Source organism: Kitasatospora sp. NPDC058965 (genome assembly GCF_042741245.1).
GTDB lineage: Bacteria > Actinomycetota > Actinomycetes > Streptomycetales > Streptomycetaceae > Kitasatospora.
In genome coordinates, this window is the sequence record NZ_JBHYKG010000214.1 from 1 (window position 1) to 14,642 (window position 14,642).

Annotated in this window: 14 protein-coding genes; 10 read left to right on the top strand and 4 right to left on the bottom strand. The window is 73.6% G+C overall.

Going from position 1 to position 14,642, the window contains the following annotated elements:
- Positions 1 to 53: 53 nt before the first annotated feature.
- Positions 54 to 383 carry a hypothetical protein gene (locus ACFW1A_RS28245; RefSeq protein WP_380413448.1) on the bottom strand — a complete coding sequence of 110 codons (330 nt, stop codon included), beginning with the start codon at positions 381 to 383 and terminating at the stop codon, positions 54 to 56.
- Positions 384 to 502: 119 nt separating this feature from the next.
- On the opposite strand from ACFW1A_RS28245, the gene ACFW1A_RS28250 reads away from it, so the two are divergent.
- Positions 503 to 1,435 carry a GNAT family N-acetyltransferase gene (locus ACFW1A_RS28250; protein ID WP_380413450.1) on the top strand — a complete coding sequence of 311 codons (933 nt, stop codon included), beginning with the start codon at positions 503 to 505 and terminating at the stop codon, positions 1,433 to 1,435.
- 46 nt (positions 1,436 to 1,481) lie between these two features.
- Here the strand turns inward: ACFW1A_RS28250 and ACFW1A_RS28255 are convergent, their stop codons facing one another.
- Together ACFW1A_RS28255 and ACFW1A_RS28260 are read right to left on the bottom strand one after the other, a co-directional pair.
- The gene (locus ACFW1A_RS28255; protein ID WP_380413452.1) at positions 1,482 to 3,110 is read right to left on the bottom strand and encodes an amidohydrolase; all 1,629 of its coding nucleotides are present in this window, start codon (positions 3,108 to 3,110) and stop codon (positions 1,482 to 1,484) included.
- A gap of 44 nt (positions 3,111 to 3,154) precedes the next feature.
- Complete coding sequence (locus ACFW1A_RS28260; protein WP_380413454.1) at positions 3,155 to 3,589, bottom strand: RidA family protein; 435 nt, start codon at positions 3,587 to 3,589, stop codon at positions 3,155 to 3,157.
- Positions 3,590 to 3,757: 168 nt separating this feature from the next.
- On the opposite strand from ACFW1A_RS28260, the gene ACFW1A_RS28265 reads away from it, so the two are divergent.
- The 6 genes from ACFW1A_RS28265 to ACFW1A_RS28290 are packed head-to-tail and all read left to right on the top strand — an operon-like array spanning position 3,758 to position 10,979.
- The gene (locus tag ACFW1A_RS28265) at positions 3,758 to 4,573 is read left to right on the top strand and encodes a fumarylacetoacetate hydrolase family protein (RefSeq protein ID WP_380413457.1); all 816 of its coding nucleotides are present in this window, start codon (positions 3,758 to 3,760) and stop codon (positions 4,571 to 4,573) included.
- Positions 4,574 to 4,623: 50 nt separating this feature from the next.
- Positions 4,624 to 5,109, top strand: coding sequence for a cupin domain-containing protein (locus ACFW1A_RS28270; RefSeq protein WP_380413458.1), 486 nt, complete (start codon positions 4,624 to 4,626; stop codon positions 5,107 to 5,109).
- Positions 5,109 to 6,035: an acyl-CoA thioesterase gene (locus ACFW1A_RS28275; RefSeq protein WP_380413460.1), complete on the top strand. Its 927-nt coding sequence runs from the start codon at positions 5,109 to 5,111 to the stop codon at positions 6,033 to 6,035. Before ACFW1A_RS28270 ends, ACFW1A_RS28275 begins: the two co-directional genes overlap by 1 nt.
- Entirely contained in the window at positions 6,032 to 7,696 is a 1,665-nt protein-coding gene (locus ACFW1A_RS28280) for an AMP-binding protein (RefSeq protein WP_380413462.1), read from the top strand. The genes ACFW1A_RS28275 and ACFW1A_RS28280 overlap by 4 nt, the downstream gene beginning before the upstream one ends.
- Positions 7,693 to 10,068 (top strand): bifunctional salicylyl-CoA 5-hydroxylase/oxidoreductase, encoded by a 2,376-nt coding sequence (locus ACFW1A_RS28285; protein ID WP_380413464.1) that lies wholly within the window; start codon positions 7,693 to 7,695, stop codon positions 10,066 to 10,068. The genes ACFW1A_RS28280 and ACFW1A_RS28285 overlap by 4 nt, the downstream gene beginning before the upstream one ends.
- A gap of 47 nt (positions 10,069 to 10,115) precedes the next feature.
- Complete coding sequence (locus ACFW1A_RS28290; protein WP_380413466.1) at positions 10,116 to 10,979, top strand: PaaX family transcriptional regulator C-terminal domain-containing protein; 864 nt, start codon at positions 10,116 to 10,118, stop codon at positions 10,977 to 10,979.
- A 108-nt stretch (positions 10,980 to 11,087) separates the two neighbouring features.
- Here the strand turns inward: ACFW1A_RS28290 and ACFW1A_RS28295 are convergent, their stop codons facing one another.
- A complete protein-coding gene (locus ACFW1A_RS28295; RefSeq protein ID WP_380413469.1) occupies positions 11,088 to 12,959 on the bottom strand; it encodes a galactose oxidase-like domain-containing protein in 1,872 nt (623 codons plus the stop codon).
- A 183-nt stretch (positions 12,960 to 13,142) separates the two neighbouring features.
- On the opposite strand from ACFW1A_RS28295, the gene ACFW1A_RS28300 reads away from it, so the two are divergent.
- From ACFW1A_RS28300 to ACFW1A_RS28310, 3 genes are all read left to right on the top strand, one after another.
- On the top strand, positions 13,143 to 13,565 hold the full coding sequence (locus ACFW1A_RS28300) for a hypothetical protein (protein ID WP_380413471.1): 423 nt from the start codon (positions 13,143 to 13,145) through the stop codon (positions 13,563 to 13,565).
- 204 nt (positions 13,566 to 13,769) lie between these two features.
- Positions 13,770 to 14,144 carry a helix-turn-helix transcriptional regulator gene (locus tag ACFW1A_RS28305; RefSeq protein ID WP_380413475.1) on the top strand — a complete coding sequence of 125 codons (375 nt, stop codon included), beginning with the start codon at positions 13,770 to 13,772 and terminating at the stop codon, positions 14,142 to 14,144.
- A 10-nt stretch (positions 14,145 to 14,154) separates the two neighbouring features.
- Positions 14,155 to 14,568, top strand: a complete 414-nt coding sequence (locus tag ACFW1A_RS28310) for a VOC family protein (RefSeq protein WP_380413473.1) — start codon at positions 14,155 to 14,157, stop codon at positions 14,566 to 14,568.
- The last annotated feature ends 74 nt before the right edge of the window (positions 14,569 to 14,642 follow it).

Genomic DNA, 14,642 nt, shown 5'->3' on the forward strand with positions numbered 1-14,642 from the left:
CCCGCACCCCGGCATCCGGGGTGCGGGCCGCCGTGCTGCCTGCCGCTGCGCGCTCAGATGGTCCAGTCGATCGCGTGGTTGACGATCGGGGTGAAGGTGATGCCGGCCTTCTCGGCCTCCTGCCGGGCGTCCACGACCATCTCCTTGAGGTGGTCCAACTGCCGCGCGTGCTCCTCGGTGTCCCACACGCTGACGTGGACCACGGAGCCCTCGGGCGAGGCGCCCGCGTAGTAGCTGATCAGTCCGGGCAGCGCCTTGATGGCCGGAACCAGGTACGCCCCGGTCGTCGCGGCGGCCTGCCGGACCTCCGGGTACCGGGCGGGATCGAAGGTGCCGCGGGAGACGCGGACGACGGCGGTCGGGGGGATCTGATCGGTGGTCACGGGTTGCCTCCTGAGCAGTCATCGGTCTGACGGACCATCAGACTACGGTCCCATCACGAATGGTGCGGGAGCTCGGCGGACCGCTCCGAACCCGTCCACCACCGCCGTAGGTTGGGGGGATGGACGAATTCCTCGCACGCCCCTACCGCCTCGAAGACGCGGCGCCCGTCGCCGAGTTGCTCAACACCGTGTCCGCGGCAGCCGGCGGTCACCTCGAACTCCCCGCCGCCGCGATCGAGAACGTGGTGCGGACCGAGGTCGCCGACCCGTCGCGGGACACCCGAGTGATCACCGACGCGCAGGGGCGGGTGCTGGCCGTCGGGTTGGTGCGGCTGCCGCCCGGGGGCGGGTTCCGGGTCGGCCTGGAGGGCGGGGTGCACCCCGACCGGCGGGGGCTGGGGCTGGGCCGGGCGTTGCTGGCCTGGCAGCTCGACCGGGCGGCCGAGCTGCACGCCGGGGCCGCGCCGGGGACACCGTGGCTGGCCGAGGTCGACACCGGCGTCCGCGATGCGGCCGCGGTCCGGCTGTACGAGCGGCTGGGGTTCGCCGTCGAGCGGTTCTTCCTGGAGATGATCGCGCCCGTCCCGGCGCCGGCGGCCGCACCACCCGTCGTGGGCCTGCGGATCGTCCCGTACGGTCCGGACCGGGAGCGGGCGCTGCACGCCGCCCACCGGGCCGCGTTCGGCGGCAGCTGGGGCTACCAGGAGCGCACCTTCGAGTCCTGGGCCGGGCTGACCGTGCGGTCGGCGACCTTCCTGCCCGAGCTGGCCCGGCTGGCACTCGCCGGTGACGAGATCGTCGGCTACGTGCTGCCGTACGCCGACGCGCCCCGGGCGCTCTACCTCGGCCAGGTCGGCACCGCCGCGCCCTGGCGCCGACGGGGCGTGGCGGGTGCGCTGATCGCCGACGTGCTCGGTGCGGCCGGCCGGTCCGGGTACACCGAAGCGGCGCTGGAGACCGACGCCGACAACGCCGCCGGCGCGTCCGGCGTCTACGAGAAGGCCGGCTTCGCCGTCCGCCACCGCGTCGTGGTCTACCGCAAGCCGCTCTGACGGCCGGTCACCGGAGCCCCCGCCCGGGCCCTCGCCGCCCGGACCGTCAGCCCCCGTGCACGAAGGTGCCGCCGAGCACGGTGTGACTGGGGCGTAGGCCGTCGAGCAGGTGGGTGGGGGCGGTGGCCGGGTCGGTGGGCCAGACGGTGAGGTCGGCCAGGCGCCCGGGTGTGAGCTGCCCGCGCAGCCGGCCCTCGCCGGTCAGCCGGGCGGCGGCGGTGGTGTGCAGCCGGATCGCCGCCGCCCGGTCGATCGCCTGCTCCGGGCCGAGCACGCCGTCGACCGTCGCCCGGGTGGTCAGGCCGTACAGCGAGTGCGCGGCGCCGAAGGCCCCGACGGGGTAGTCCGACCCGGCCGAGATGTCCGCGCCCGCCTCCAGCCAGGCGCGGGCGGGGAAGAGGGCGGCCACCCGGTCCCTGCCCCAGTACTCCGCCTGGATCGCGGCGACGTCGTGGAGCAGCGGCTGCTGGATGGTCACCGGGATGCCCAACCGCACTGCCCGGGACCGCTGTTCCGGGCCCGCCAGGCCGCCGTGCTCCATCACCAGCGCGCCGGGCGGCAGCCCGGGGACGCGTTGCTGCACCCGCTCGAACAGGTCGAGCAGCGCCCGGACGCCCCGGTCCCCGTAGGCGTGGATGCCGACCCGCCAGCCGCGCCGCACCACCCGCTCCACCGCGTCCTGCAACTGCGGCGGGTCCCAGGCGAAGTGACCGGTGTACCCCGGCGTCGGGCAGTGCGCCGGGCAGTACGGGGCCTCCAGGGCGCCGGACTCGATCCCGCCGTCCATCCAGAACTTCACCCCCCACACCCGCAGCCAGGGGTCGTCGACGCGGCGCCACTGCGCCATGCCGTCCAGCAGCTGCTCGACCTGGCCCACCTCGGTGAGGCCGAGCGTGCCGATCAGCGCCCGGACCCGGCAGCCGAGTTCACCGCGCGCGCGGAGCTGCTGGAGCGCGGCCAGATCGGCCGGCGAGCAGTTGGCGTCGCGCACGGTGCCGATGCCGGTGGCCGCGTAGGCCCGCGAGGCCAGCCGCAGGCCGGCCAGCTTGGTCGCCGGATCGGGCGGGGGCAGCTGCGGCCGGACCAGCGCCTGGCCGTCGAGCAGGTGGCCGTCGGGGCGGCCGGCCGCGTCGCGCCCGATCCGGCCGCCCACCGGGTCGGGGGTGTCGGCGTCGATCCCGCACAGCCGCAACGCGTAGCCGTTGAGAACCTGGTTGTGCACTCCGCGCTGCACCAGCACCGGGTGCCGGTCGGTCGCCGCGTCGAGCTCCGCCGCGGTGGGGAACCGGCGTTCGGCGAGGTTGAGTTCCTGCCAGTGCCCGGCGGTGCGGATCCACTCCCCCGGCGGCGTCCGGTCGGCCCGGGCGCGGATCAGTCCGACGAGCTCCCGGACGGACCGGGCGTCGGCCACGGCCACGTCGTGGGCGCTGTCGGCGGCCGCGATCAGGTGCGTGTGCGTGTCGTCGAAGGCCGGCAGCACGGCCGAGTCGGGCAGGTCGAGCACCCTGGTCGCCGGACCGGCGAGACCGTCGAGCCCGTCGGCCGCCTCCGAGACCGCGAGCACCCGGTCGCCGCGGACCGCGAGCGCCCGCTGCGGTCGCTCGCCCGGCACGAGCGTGTGGATGCGGCGCGCGCGCAGCAGCAGGTCCGCGGGCGGCGGGGTGGACGACGGCATCGCGACCTCCGACGGCGAGCGTGGGCAGGGGTGGTGACGTGTGGTCAGTCGGCCGCGGGCCGGACCAGCCGCTCGTCCGGGACGACCGCGACGCCGAGGATCTCGATCATCGCCTCGGGCTGCCAGAGCGCGGTGGTGCCGATGCCGGCCATCGCGGGGTAGACCGGGCCGGCCAGCTCGCGCCACACCTGCCCGATCTCCTTGCCGTGCGCCTGGTAGTCGGGGATGTCGGTCAGGTAGAGCGTGATGCTCACCAAGTCCTGGGGCAGGCCGCCCACTTCGGCCAGGGTCGCCAACAGGTTGCCGAACGCCTGCCGGAACTGCTCGACGATGCCGCCGGGCACGATCCGCATCTGCCGGTCGAGGGCCGTCTGGCCGCCCAGGTGCAGCGTGTTGCCGCTCAGCGTCCCGTGCGAGTAGCCGCTGGGCCTCGGGAGGGACGGGGGGTTGACCGGAACCGGTGTCAGGTCGGGCGCCATGGGGAGCTCCTGCGGGACGGGAACTGGGCGCCGTCACCGTAGCATCTATTGACAGTCTTGTGACGGTCGCAGAAATAATGAAATACAGGCCTACGGACATACAGGCCTACAAGCAGTGCGATCCCCGGGCCGTGCGGGTTCGGGGAGCACGGAGGAGGAGCAACGGCCATGCACCTCGCGACGGTCGCCCATCCGGGCGGCACCAGCGCCGCGGTCCTCGACGGGGACGTCTGGCGGGCCCTGCCGGCCGCCGACCTGTCGGCGTTCCTGGCGGCGGGCTCCCCGCTGCCGGCGGCCGCCCGGGCCGGGGAGGTGATCGACGGCGCCGTGCCGGTGCTCCCGCTGCCCGCACCCCGCAAGGTGATCTGCTGCGGTCTCAACTACGCCGAGCACATCCGGGAGACCGGCCGCGAGCTGCCGACCCACCCCACCCTGTTCACCAAGTACGCCGACAGCCTCACCGGCCCCGGCGACGACCTGGTGCTGCCGGCCGGCCTGCAGGTCGACTGGGAGGCCGAACTCGCCGTCGTGGTCGGCTCCACGCTGCGCCGCGCCGACCGGGCGACGGCACTGGCCGGGATCGCCGGCTACACCGTGGCGAACGACATCTCGGTGCGCGACTGGCAGTACCGGACGCTGGAGTGGTTCCAGGGCAAGGCCTGGGACGGCGCCACCCCGGTCGGGCCGGTGGTCGTGACGCCGGACGAGGTCGACCCCGCCCGCGGCCTGGAGGTGGTCTGCCGGGTCAACGGCGAACAGGTCCAGCGCGACAACACCCGGACCCTGGTCTTCGACCCGGCCGACCTGCTCGCGTACATCTCCACCTTCACCGTGCTGCGTCCGGGCGACCTGGTGCTGACCGGCACGCCCGGCGGCGTCGGGGTGGCCCGCGAGCCCCAGCGCTTCCTCGCCGACGGCGACGTGGTCGAGACCGAGATCCCGGGCATCGGCGGGCTGCGCAACACCGTGCGGTTCACCGACTGACCTCGCTGACGCCCCCTCCTGACCCACCCTCATGCGCACAAGGAGCTTCGATGGACCCCACGCCCAGTGACCACGTCCTTGAGGGCGACAACGCGATGTACGCCACGGCGAGCGGCCTGGTGGTCCCGGTCGTCACGCGGGCCGGCACCGAGCCCGCGGACACCGGCCAGTCCGCCGGCGCCTCCCGGATCTCGGGGATCAGCATCCAGCACACCCCCGCCACCCGGCTCTGGTTCGGCAAGGTCCGCAACGAGGGCGGCTACCGCTCGGTGCCGCACCACCACGGCGAGGCCGAGACCGGCGGCTACGTGCTGTCCGGCCGGGGCCGGATCTACTTCGGCCCGGACTTCGCCGACTACCTCGACATGGCGGAGGGCGACTGGGTCTTCGTGCCGCCGTTCATGCCCCACATCGAGTGCAACCTCGACCGCGACAACCCGCTGACCTGGATGACGACCCGCACCCCGGAGAACATCGTGGTCAACCTCCCCCAGGTCCCGGACGCGGACCTGCGCGACTGGCTGGAGCGGCCCTGATGTCCGACACCACCTCGGCGGCGTTCACCGCCGCCGTCACCCTGACCCCCGCGCGGCCGGACCACTTCGACCTCGCGTTCACCGCGGTCACCCAGCCCTGCCCGTGGCCGAAGGCCTACGGCGGCGACCTGGTCGCCCAGGCCGCGGCCGCCGCCATGCGGTCCGTCGACGACGGCAAGGCGCTGCACTCCATGCACTCGTACTTCATGCGCCCCGCCGAGATCGGCAAGGAGGTGCGGTACGAGGTCGAACTGCTGCGCGACGGCCGCGGCTACGCGACCCGGCAGGTGCGCGGCTACCAGAACGGCAAGCCGCTCTACGTCTGCCTGGCCAACTTCGCGGCCGGCGAGCCGGGCGCGAGCCACCACGCGGACTTCCCCGGCGGCGCGGACCTGCCCGGCCCGGAGGACCTCCCCGCCGCCGCCGAGTACCTCGCGGACCGGACCGGCGGGACGATGACGCCCGCCTCCAAGGCCTACTGGTCCACCGGGCGCAGCTTCGACATGCGCCACGTCCCGGGACCGGTCTACCTCGCCGTCGACGGGGCCCGGGTGCCCCACCAGGCGGTCTGGGTCAAGCCGTTCGACGCACTGCGGCCGGTCGAGGGGCTCACCGACGCGCAACTGACCACGGCCGCCCTCGCCTACGTCTGCGACTACACGATCCTGGAGCCGGTGCTGCGGGTGCTGGGCGTGCCCTGGGCACGGCCGGGCCTGGTCACCGCCAGTCTCGACCACGCGATGTGGTTCCACCGGGCGCCGCGGCCGGGCGCGGCGGACGGGTGGCTGCTCTACGCCCAGCAGGCCGAGGCGGCGGAGGCCGGCCGCGGCCTCGCCTCCGGGCGCTTCTTCGCCCCCGACGGCACCCACCTGGCCACGGTCGTCCAGGAAGGCATGATCCGCGTGGCCTCGGCGGGCGAGCGGTGACCGCGCCGGCCTCGGGCCACACCGACACCTTCGCCCGCGACCACCTGCCGCCGGCCGGGCAGTGGCCGGTGCTGGAGTTCACCACACCGCTGCTGCAGTACCCGGAACGCCTCAACGCCGCGGTCGAACTGATCGACCGTCCGGTGGCGTCCTTCGGCGCCGACCGGCCCGCGCTGCGCACCCCGGACGGCGAGGTGTGGAGCTACGGCGAGCTCCGGCAGCGGGCCGACCAGGTCGCCCAGGTGCTCACCGAGGACCTGGGCCTGGTGCCCGGCAACCGGGTGCTGCTGCGCTCCCCCAACAACCCCTGGGCGGTGGCCGCCTGGCTGGGCGTGCTGAAGGCGGGCGGCATCGCCGTCGCCACCATGGCCGCGCTGCGGGCCCGCGAGCTGGCGCCGATCGTGGCGAAGACCCGGCCGGCCGTGGCGCTGGTCGACCACCGGTTCCTCGACGAGGTGGTCGCCGTCCGGGACGCGGTCGCGCCGGAGTTGGCCGTGCTGGCGCACGGCGGCGACGGCGCCGACGACCTGGGCCGGCGGGTCGCGGCGAAGTCGGGGCGGTTCGCCGCGGTCGACACCGCCGCGACCGACGTCGCGCTGTTCGGTCCGACCTCGGGCACCACCGGCGTCCCCAAGGTCACCGTGCACTTCCACCGCGACCTGCTGTCGATCGACAACACCTTCGGCCGGGGCACGCTGCGGCTGCGCCCCGACGACCTGGTCGCCTGCACCGCGCCGCTCGCCTTCACCTTCGGGCTGGGCATGCTGGTGGTCTTCACGCTCCGGGCGGGCGCCTGCGCCTTCCTCACCGAGGCCACCACACCGGTGCAGTTGGCCGGGCTGGTCGCCGAGCACGGCGTGACCGTGCTGGCCACCGCCCCGACGGCGTACCAGCAGATCGTCAAGTCCGGTGAGCTGCACCGGCTCTCCGGCCTGCGGTCGGCGGTGAGCGCCGGGGAGCACCTCCCCCAGCAGCTCTGGCAGCGGCTGCGGGACGAGCTCGGCCTCTCGGTCATCGACGGGATCGGCGCCACCGAGATGCTGCACATCTTCATCTCGGCCACCGGGGAGGACATCCGCCCGGGCGCCACCGGGCGCCCGGTCCCCGGTTACCGCGCCACCGTGCTGGGCCCGGACGGCGAGGAGGCCGCGCCGGGTGTCGCGGGGCGGCTCGGCGTGATCGGCCCGGTCGGCTGCCGCTACCTCGACGACGAGCGGCAGGCGAACTACGTGGTGAACGGGTGGAACGTCACCGGCGACACCTTCGTGCGCGACGAGGACGGCTACTTCTGGTACCAGGCGCGCGACGACGACATGATCGTCTCCTCCGGCTACAACATCGCCGGCCCCGAGGTGGAGGCCGCGGTGGTCACCCACCCGGACGTGGCCGAGGCGGCGGTGGTCGCGGCGCCCGATCCCGACCGGGGCTCGATCGTCTGCGCGTTCGTCGTGGTCCGCGCCGGAGTGGTCGCCGACGCGGCGAAGGCCCGGGAGATCCAGGACCACGTCAAGCGGTTGATCGCCCCGTACAAGTACCCGCGCGACGTGCGGTTCATCGACGCGCTGCCGCGCAACCCCAGCGGCAAGCTCCAGCACTTCAAGCTCCGCCGGCTGGTGGCGGAGCCCGGCCCGGCGGACCCCGGCACGGAGGAACCGACATGAGGATCGCGATCGCCGGCGGCGGCCCGGGAGGCCTCTACTTCGCTTCCCTGATGAAGCAGTTGGACCCGGCGCACGACGTCACCGTGTGGGAGCGGAACGCGCCGGACGACACCTTCGGCTTCGGTGTCGTCTTCTCCGACGAGACGCTCAGCGGCATCGACAACGCCGACGAGGTGGTTCACGCCGCGATGGAGAGCCGGTTCGCCCGCTGGACCGACATCGACATCGACTTCAACGGGCACCGGTTCACCGTGGGCGGCCAGGGCTTCGCGGCGATGAGCCGTCAGGAGCTGCTCGGGATCCTGCAGCGGCGGGCCGCCGACCTCGGCGTCACCGTGCACTACCGCACGGCGGTGCCCGACGTGGACGAGCTGCGGGCCTCGCACGACCTGGTGCTCGCCGCGGACGGGCTCCACTCCGCGATCCGGACGAAGTACGCCGACGTCTTCGCGCCGTCGCTGGACCGGCGGCGCAACAAGTACATCTGGCTCGGCACCGACCTGGTCTTCGAGGCGTTCCAGTTCTTCGTCAAGCAGACGCAGTGGGGCACCATGCAGATCCACGGCTACCCCTACTCCGCTACCGGCTCGACCTTCATCGTCGAGATGCACGAGGACGTCTGGCGGCGGGCCGGGTTCGACCGGACCGCGGACCGCGAGCTGCCGCCCGGCGCCTCGGACGAGTACGCCGTCGCGCGGATCCGGGAGCTCTTCGCCGCGGAGCTGCAGGGCCACCAGGTGCTCACCAACAACTCGAAGTGGCTCAACTTCACCACGGTGCGCAACGAGCGCTGGTCCGACGGCAACGTGGTGCTGCTCGGCGACGCCGCCCACACCGCCCACTTCTCGATCGGCTCGGGCACCAAGCTGGCCATGGAGGACGCCCTCGCCCTGGCCGCCTGCCTGCACGAACACCCGTCGGTGGCCGAGGCGGTGGCGGCCTACCAGGCCGAGCGCAAGCCGGTCGTCGAGTCGACCCAGCGGGCGGCGCAGGCCTCGCTGGAGTGGTTCGAGAACATCGGGATGTACGCGGAGCAGGCCCCGGCCCAGTTCGCGTTCAACCTGCTGACCAGGTCGCGCCGGATCACCTTCGAGAACCTCCGGGAGCGGGACGCCGGGTTCGCCGCGCTGCTGGAGCGCGAGTTCGCCCGGCACGAGGAGGCCGCCGAGGTGGCCCCGGCGATGTTCCAACCGGTGCGGATCGGCCCGCTGCGGCTGGCGAACCGGGTGGTCGTCTCCCCGATGGACATGTACTCCGCGGTGGACGGGGTCCCCGGCGACTTCCACCTGGTGCACCTGGGCTCCAAGGCGCTCGGCGGGGCGGGCCTGGTGATGACCGAGATGGTCTGCGTCTCGCCCGAGGGCCGGATCACCCCGGGCTGCCCGGGGCTGTGGACCGACGAGCAGGGCGAGGCCTGGCGCCGGGTCACCGACTTCGTGCACGAGCGGACGGCCGGCCGGATCGGCCTGCAGCTGGGCCACTCCGGCCGCAAGGGGTCGACCAGGCTGATGTGGGAGGGCATGGACCAGCCGCTGGAGGACGGCAACTGGGAGGTGATCGGCCCGTCCGCGCTGCCGTACGGCGCCGGCTGCCACCTGCCGCGCGAGGCCACCCGGGCGGACCTGGACCAGGTGGTGGCCGACTTCGCCGCGGCGGCCGAGCGCGGTGTGCGGGCCGGCTTCGACCTGATCGAGGTGCACGCCGCGCACGGCTACCTGCTGTCGTCCTTCCTCTCCCCGGTCGCCAACCGGCGCACCGACGCGTACGGCGGATCGCCGGCGAACCGGCTGCGGTTCCCGCTGGAGGTCTTCGACGCGGTGCGCGGGGTGGTCCCCGCCGGGATCCCGGTCACGGTCCGCATCTCGGCGACCGACTGGGTGCCGGACGGCAACACCGAGGACGACGCGGTGGAGATCGCCCGGGCCTTCATCGAGCACGGCGCCGCCGCGATCGACGTCTCCTCGGGGCAGGTCACCAAGGACGAGAAGCCGGCCTACGGCCGCTCGTACCAGACCCCGTTCGCCGACAAGATCCGCCACCGGGTGGCCGGGCCGGCCGGCGTCAAGGTGATCGCGGTGGGTGCCATCTCCTCCTACGACGACGTCAACTCCCTGCTGCTGGCCGGACGGGCGGACCTGTGCGCGCTGGGCCGCACCCACCTCTACAACCCGCAGTGGACCCTGCAGGCAGCGGCCGAGCAGGAGTACCGCGGCACCGGCGCGCCGTGGCCGGTCCAGTGGGAGGCGGGCCGCCGCAGGCCGCCGACCTCCCGCACCGACCGGGTCCCGCCACGCCTGGAGCTGCTGCGCGCGGGCACGGGCAGCCAGGTGCACCTGCGCTGGACACCGGGAGCGGACCCGGTGCCCGGGTGAACCGGCCGGTGCGATCTTGAACGGCCGCGTCGGCGATACTGGGGAGGATGAGCGAGACGAAGAGCGCCCGGCCGCCGGCAACCGCCCGCCGTTCCCGCACCCTGCTGGTGAGCTTCCTCGGCGCGGTCGTCCGCCCGCTGGGCAACTGGATGCCGATCGCGGGCACGGTGGAGCTGCTGGCCCAGTCGGGCCTGGACGCCGCCAGTGTCCGGACGGCGGTGTTCCGGCTCAAGAAGCGCGGTTGGCTGGACTCCCGGGCCCGCTCGGGCCAGCGCGGCTACGACCTGACGCCGGTCGCGCTGGAGGCGCTCGCGGCCGGTGACGAGGTGATCTGGCACGCGCGGCAGCCGGCCGACCTCGGCGACGGCTGGTGCCTGGTGAACTTCTCGGTGCCGGAGTCGGCCCGCGCCGTGCGCCACCGGCTCACCGCGCACCTGGCCTCGCTCGGCTTCGGCAACATCGGGTCGGCGGTCTGGATCGCGCCCGCCCGGATGCTCCCGGCCGCGCGGCGCGCCATCGCCGAACTGGACCTGACCGAGCAGTGCGCCGTCTTCACCGGCGACTACGTCGGGGGCCAGCAGCTCACGGCCATGGTCCGCACCGGCTGGGACCTGGCCGGGATCGACGCGCGCTACCGCGCGTTCATCGAGGAGTACGGGCCGCACACCGACCGCCCGGCGGCCGACCCCGGCGCCGCCGGCCGGCACGCCTTCGTCACCTACCTCTCGGTGGTCGACCACTGGCGCAAGCTGCCGTTCCGCGACCCCGGGCTGCCGCCGCAGGTGCTGACCCCGGACTGGAGCGGCCCCGCCGCCGTCCGCCTCTTCGAACGCCTGGTCGCGGAGCTGGACGGCCGGGCCCTCGCCCACGCCGCCCAGTACTGGCCCGAGGACGCGCGACCGCTTGGCTGAGGACGCGCGGCCTCCCGGCCGAGGACGCCGTGACGGGGCCGCGGCCGGCGGGCCGGGGCCCCGTTGCGGGTCGCGCCCGGCGGCGGGGCCGGGCAGCGGTCGGACGGCTCAGGAGCCGGGCTTGAGCTGCACCCACTTGGCGATGCTGGGCACGCCCTTGGCGTCGAGCAGGAACAGCATGTAGAAGCCGGGCGGGGCGTCCTTGCCGGAGGCCGGCATCTGCAGCACCAGCTTGTTGCCGGACCGGCTGGTGATCGGCAGCTCCAGGCGGCGCTGGGCGGTGTCGATCGAGTGGGTCGAGGTGATCGGCGACATCAGCACGGCCTTGGCGACCTTGCCCGAGTAGCCGACCCGCAGCGCGGATCCGTAGTCCGCCACCGGGTTCGCGACCGAGGTGAGCGAGGGCCGGGCGCCCTGGTGCAGGTACGGCGGCTCGTAGATCTCGACGGTGCCGTTGAGGCCCGACTTGATGTCCGGGTTGTTGGCGATCTGCTGCAGCTCGTCACCGGTCACCATGACCCGGCCGTCCGGCAGGATCACCGCGTTGGAGTGGTAGCCGCGCGGCAGCCGCTGCACCGGGCCGAGCCGCCACTGGTGGTTGGCGTCGCGCAGCTCGGTCTGCCGGTACTTCAGGTCGGCGTTCGGGTTGTAGAGCCCGTTGCCGTAGTCGCGGATGTCGTAACTGCCGTTGACGGTGAAGAGGTTGCCGTCCGGGAAGATCAGTGTGTCGTCCTGGGTCCGGCCGAAGGCCCGGGCGGTGTCCGCGGTCCAGTGGCCGCCGGAGAACTTGTAGGTCTTGGCGTCGTCGCGGTTGCCGCCGAGCAGCAGCACCGAGTCCGGGCCGCTGGTGCCGTTGGGCAGGGCGACGGCCGAGCCGTAGTTGCGCAGTTCCTTGCTCGGGCGGTTCTCCAGCCGGGTGCGGGCCTGGGTGCTCGGATCGAACGCGTACTGCTCGTCGTAGTCGCGGCCGAAGGCGTAGATGTTCCCGTCGTTCAGCGAGAAGAGCTGCGGGTAGTCGGTGCGGAAGTCGCCCGCGGCGTCCCACTGGTCCAGCGGCTGGGCGACGGGGGCCTTGGCCGGGTCGGTGCTGACGTCGGTGCCGCCGGCGGGGAACCGCTCGACGATCGGGGTGGTGGGCTTCTGCCACCCCAGCTCGGACTGCCCGGACATGATGGTCTGCCGCCCGTCGGCCCCGGTCACCACCGTCGGGTACCAGCGGCCGACCGCCATGTCCTGCTCCTGGTGCCAGGTCTCCGTCCACGGGTCGAAGACCAGCGCGAGCTTGGCGCCGGTGCCGCCGTTGCCGCCGAGGTTGCCGCCGAAGATGCCGACCATGCCGTTGGGCAGGTAGGAGTGCCCGGCGCAGAAGACCGGCGCGGGCCGCGGCTCGTTCAGGCCGTCCGGCATGTCGACCACCGGTGGCGGCACCGCCTTGAAGGCGGCCGGCCCGGTGCCCTGGGCGGGGTCCCAGAGGTAGGCGCGGCCGGCGTTCTGCCGGCCGATCACGTCGGTGGGCGCGGGCTCCTTCTGCGGGTTCTCCTCCACGCTCTCGAAGGAGAAGAGCAGCACCTTGCCGGTGGGCAGCAGGGCCACGTGGTCACCGAAGTCCGGGGACGAGAAGTAGTCGGTGAACTTCCCGAAGACCGCGGGGTCGAAGCCCGCGTTGGTCGACGCCTGGGTGTCGGTCAGCATCTTGAGCCGGTTGGTCCGGGTGGTCTGCGGGTAGTCGGTCTGCACCGCCCGCAGGCCGATCCGGTCCCGGGCCATCGACTCCGCGGCGGGCCGGCCGAACGCGGCCACCTCCGCCGGCCGCAGCTCGGCCCGCACCTGCTCGTCGGTGATCCGCAGTCCGCCCCGCAGGGCGGACGGGTCGGTGGTCGCCGAGGCGGCCGGCGCGGGTGCGGAGAGCACGGTCGCCGTCGACATGGCGAGTGCGGCGGCGCCGGCCGCCAGCGACAGCAGTGTTCCTCTGCGCGGCAATGGAACCCCTCTCATCGGCAGTGGGTCGCCGGTAGTAGAGCACGCCGAGTGATTGGTTCGTCTACCGACACTCCATGTTCTGCCGGAAATTGACGACTTCTCATGACTGAGCGTGTTGGCGGGGCGGGCGGGCCGCACCGTGCTGCAATGGCCGCACACCCCCGCCGACGAACGGAGAACCCCATGTCCCGCACGCCACGGATCGCCCTGGCTGTCAGCGCAGCGGTCGCCGTCCTGGCCACCACGGGCGGCAGCGCCGCGGCGGCCCCGCGTGCCGCCGTCCAGCCGCAGACCGTCACCGGTGCCGTCATTCCGGGCGGCGCCGACGGCACGCCGCACGAACTGGCCTGCCCGTCCGAGGAGAACGTCTACGGCGGCGGTTTCAGCATCACGCCCGCGGCGGGCGAACGGCTGGACCGGATCCCGGCCGACGTCGTCGAGAGCCGGCCCAACGCCGACGCCACCGGCTGGATCGTCGCCGTCCGCAAGGGCGAGGACCCGGGGGGCGAGGACGCGCGGACCGACCACCCCCGCTTCAAGCCCGCCGACCTCACCATCCGGATCGTCTGCACCGAGGGCGAGAACGACCCCACCCCCGGCGGCTGACGACGCCCGGGGGCGCACCGGGCGACCGTTCACCGGATCCGACGCACCGTCAGACGGCCCGCCCCGCAGCGCCGACCCGCTCGCGAGGCCGATCGGACGATCACCTTCCGCCGCGCCCCGGCGGGCCGTACGGTGGACGGCGTGAGCAGCGCGAACAACGTCCCCCTGGAAGACCTCCGCCGGCTGCGCCGGGCCCGCGACCGGATGGACCGCGACTATGCCGAGCCGCTGGACGTGCCGGCGCTGGCCGCGGAGGCGCTGATGTCGGCGGGGCACTTCTCCCGCACTTTCCGGGCCGCCTACGGCGAGACCCCGTACAGCTACCTCATGACCCGCCGGATCGAGCGGGCCAAGGCCCTGCTGCGGCGCGGCGACCTGTCCGTCACCGACGTCTGCATGGCGGTGGGCTGTACCTCGCTGGGGTCGTTCAGTTCACGCTTCACCGAGCTGGTCGGCGAGTCGCCCAGCGCCTACCGCGCCCGCGAGCACGGCGGCGACGCGGCCGTCCCCGCCTGCGTGGTGAAGGTGCACACCAGACCGGTCAGGAATCAAGAAGCCCCGCTCGACCTGGATCACTAGCGTTCTCGGCATGGACATCAACCTCTCGCAGTGCTTCATCGCCGTCGACGACCACGACAAGGCGCTCACCTTCTACCGCGACGCGCTCGGGCTGGAGGTGCGCAAGGACGTCGGCTACGGCGGGATGCGGTGGGTGACCCTCGGGTCGCCGACCCAGCCGGGGGTGGAGATCGTGCTGGAGCCGCCGGTGGCGGACCCGCAGGCCACCGACGCCGACCGGCAGGCCGCCGCCGAGCTGCTGGGCAAGGGCCTGCTGCGCGGCGTCATCTTCCGCACCGACGACTGCGACGCCACCTTCGAGCGGATCCGCGCCACCGGGGCCGAGGTGCTCCAGGAGCCGATGGACCAGCACTGGGGCGTGCGCGACTGCGCCTTCCGCGACCCGGCCGGCAACATGATCCGGTTCAGCCGCCCCGCCGACTGACCGTGCACGCGCAGCGGCGCCCAGGGGTTCAACCCGTGGGCCGCGGGAGGGTATAACAAAAAAAGAGCCCCACA

Excerpts from the sequence above, each read along its gene's own strand:
- ACFW1A_RS28250 (WP_380413450.1), top strand. The coding sequence starts at position 503 with ATGGACGAATTCCTCGCACGCCCCTACCGCCTCGAAGACGCGGCGCCC.
- ACFW1A_RS28255 (WP_380413452.1), bottom strand. The coding sequence starts at position 3,110 with ATGCCGTCGTCCACCCCGCCGCCCGCGGACCTGCTGCTGCGCGCGCGC.
- ACFW1A_RS28260 (WP_380413454.1), bottom strand. The coding sequence starts at position 3,589 with ATGGCGCCCGACCTGACACCGGTTCCGGTCAACCCCCCGTCCCTCCCG.
- ACFW1A_RS28265 (WP_380413457.1), top strand. The coding sequence starts at position 3,758 with ATGCACCTCGCGACGGTCGCCCATCCGGGCGGCACCAGCGCCGCGGTC.
- ACFW1A_RS28270 (WP_380413458.1), top strand. The coding sequence starts at position 4,624 with ATGGACCCCACGCCCAGTGACCACGTCCTTGAGGGCGACAACGCGATG.
- ACFW1A_RS28275 (WP_380413460.1), top strand. The coding sequence starts at position 5,109 with ATGTCCGACACCACCTCGGCGGCGTTCACCGCCGCCGTCACCCTGACC.
- ACFW1A_RS28285 (WP_380413464.1), top strand. The coding sequence starts at position 7,693 with ATGAGGATCGCGATCGCCGGCGGCGGCCCGGGAGGCCTCTACTTCGCT.
- ACFW1A_RS28290 (WP_380413466.1), top strand. The coding sequence starts at position 10,116 with ATGAGCGAGACGAAGAGCGCCCGGCCGCCGGCAACCGCCCGCCGTTCC.
- ACFW1A_RS28300 (WP_380413471.1), top strand. The coding sequence starts at position 13,143 with ATGTCCCGCACGCCACGGATCGCCCTGGCTGTCAGCGCAGCGGTCGCC.
- ACFW1A_RS28305 (WP_380413475.1), top strand. The coding sequence starts at position 13,770 with ATGGACCGCGACTATGCCGAGCCGCTGGACGTGCCGGCGCTGGCCGCG.
- ACFW1A_RS28310 (WP_380413473.1), top strand. The coding sequence starts at position 14,155 with ATGGACATCAACCTCTCGCAGTGCTTCATCGCCGTCGACGACCACGAC.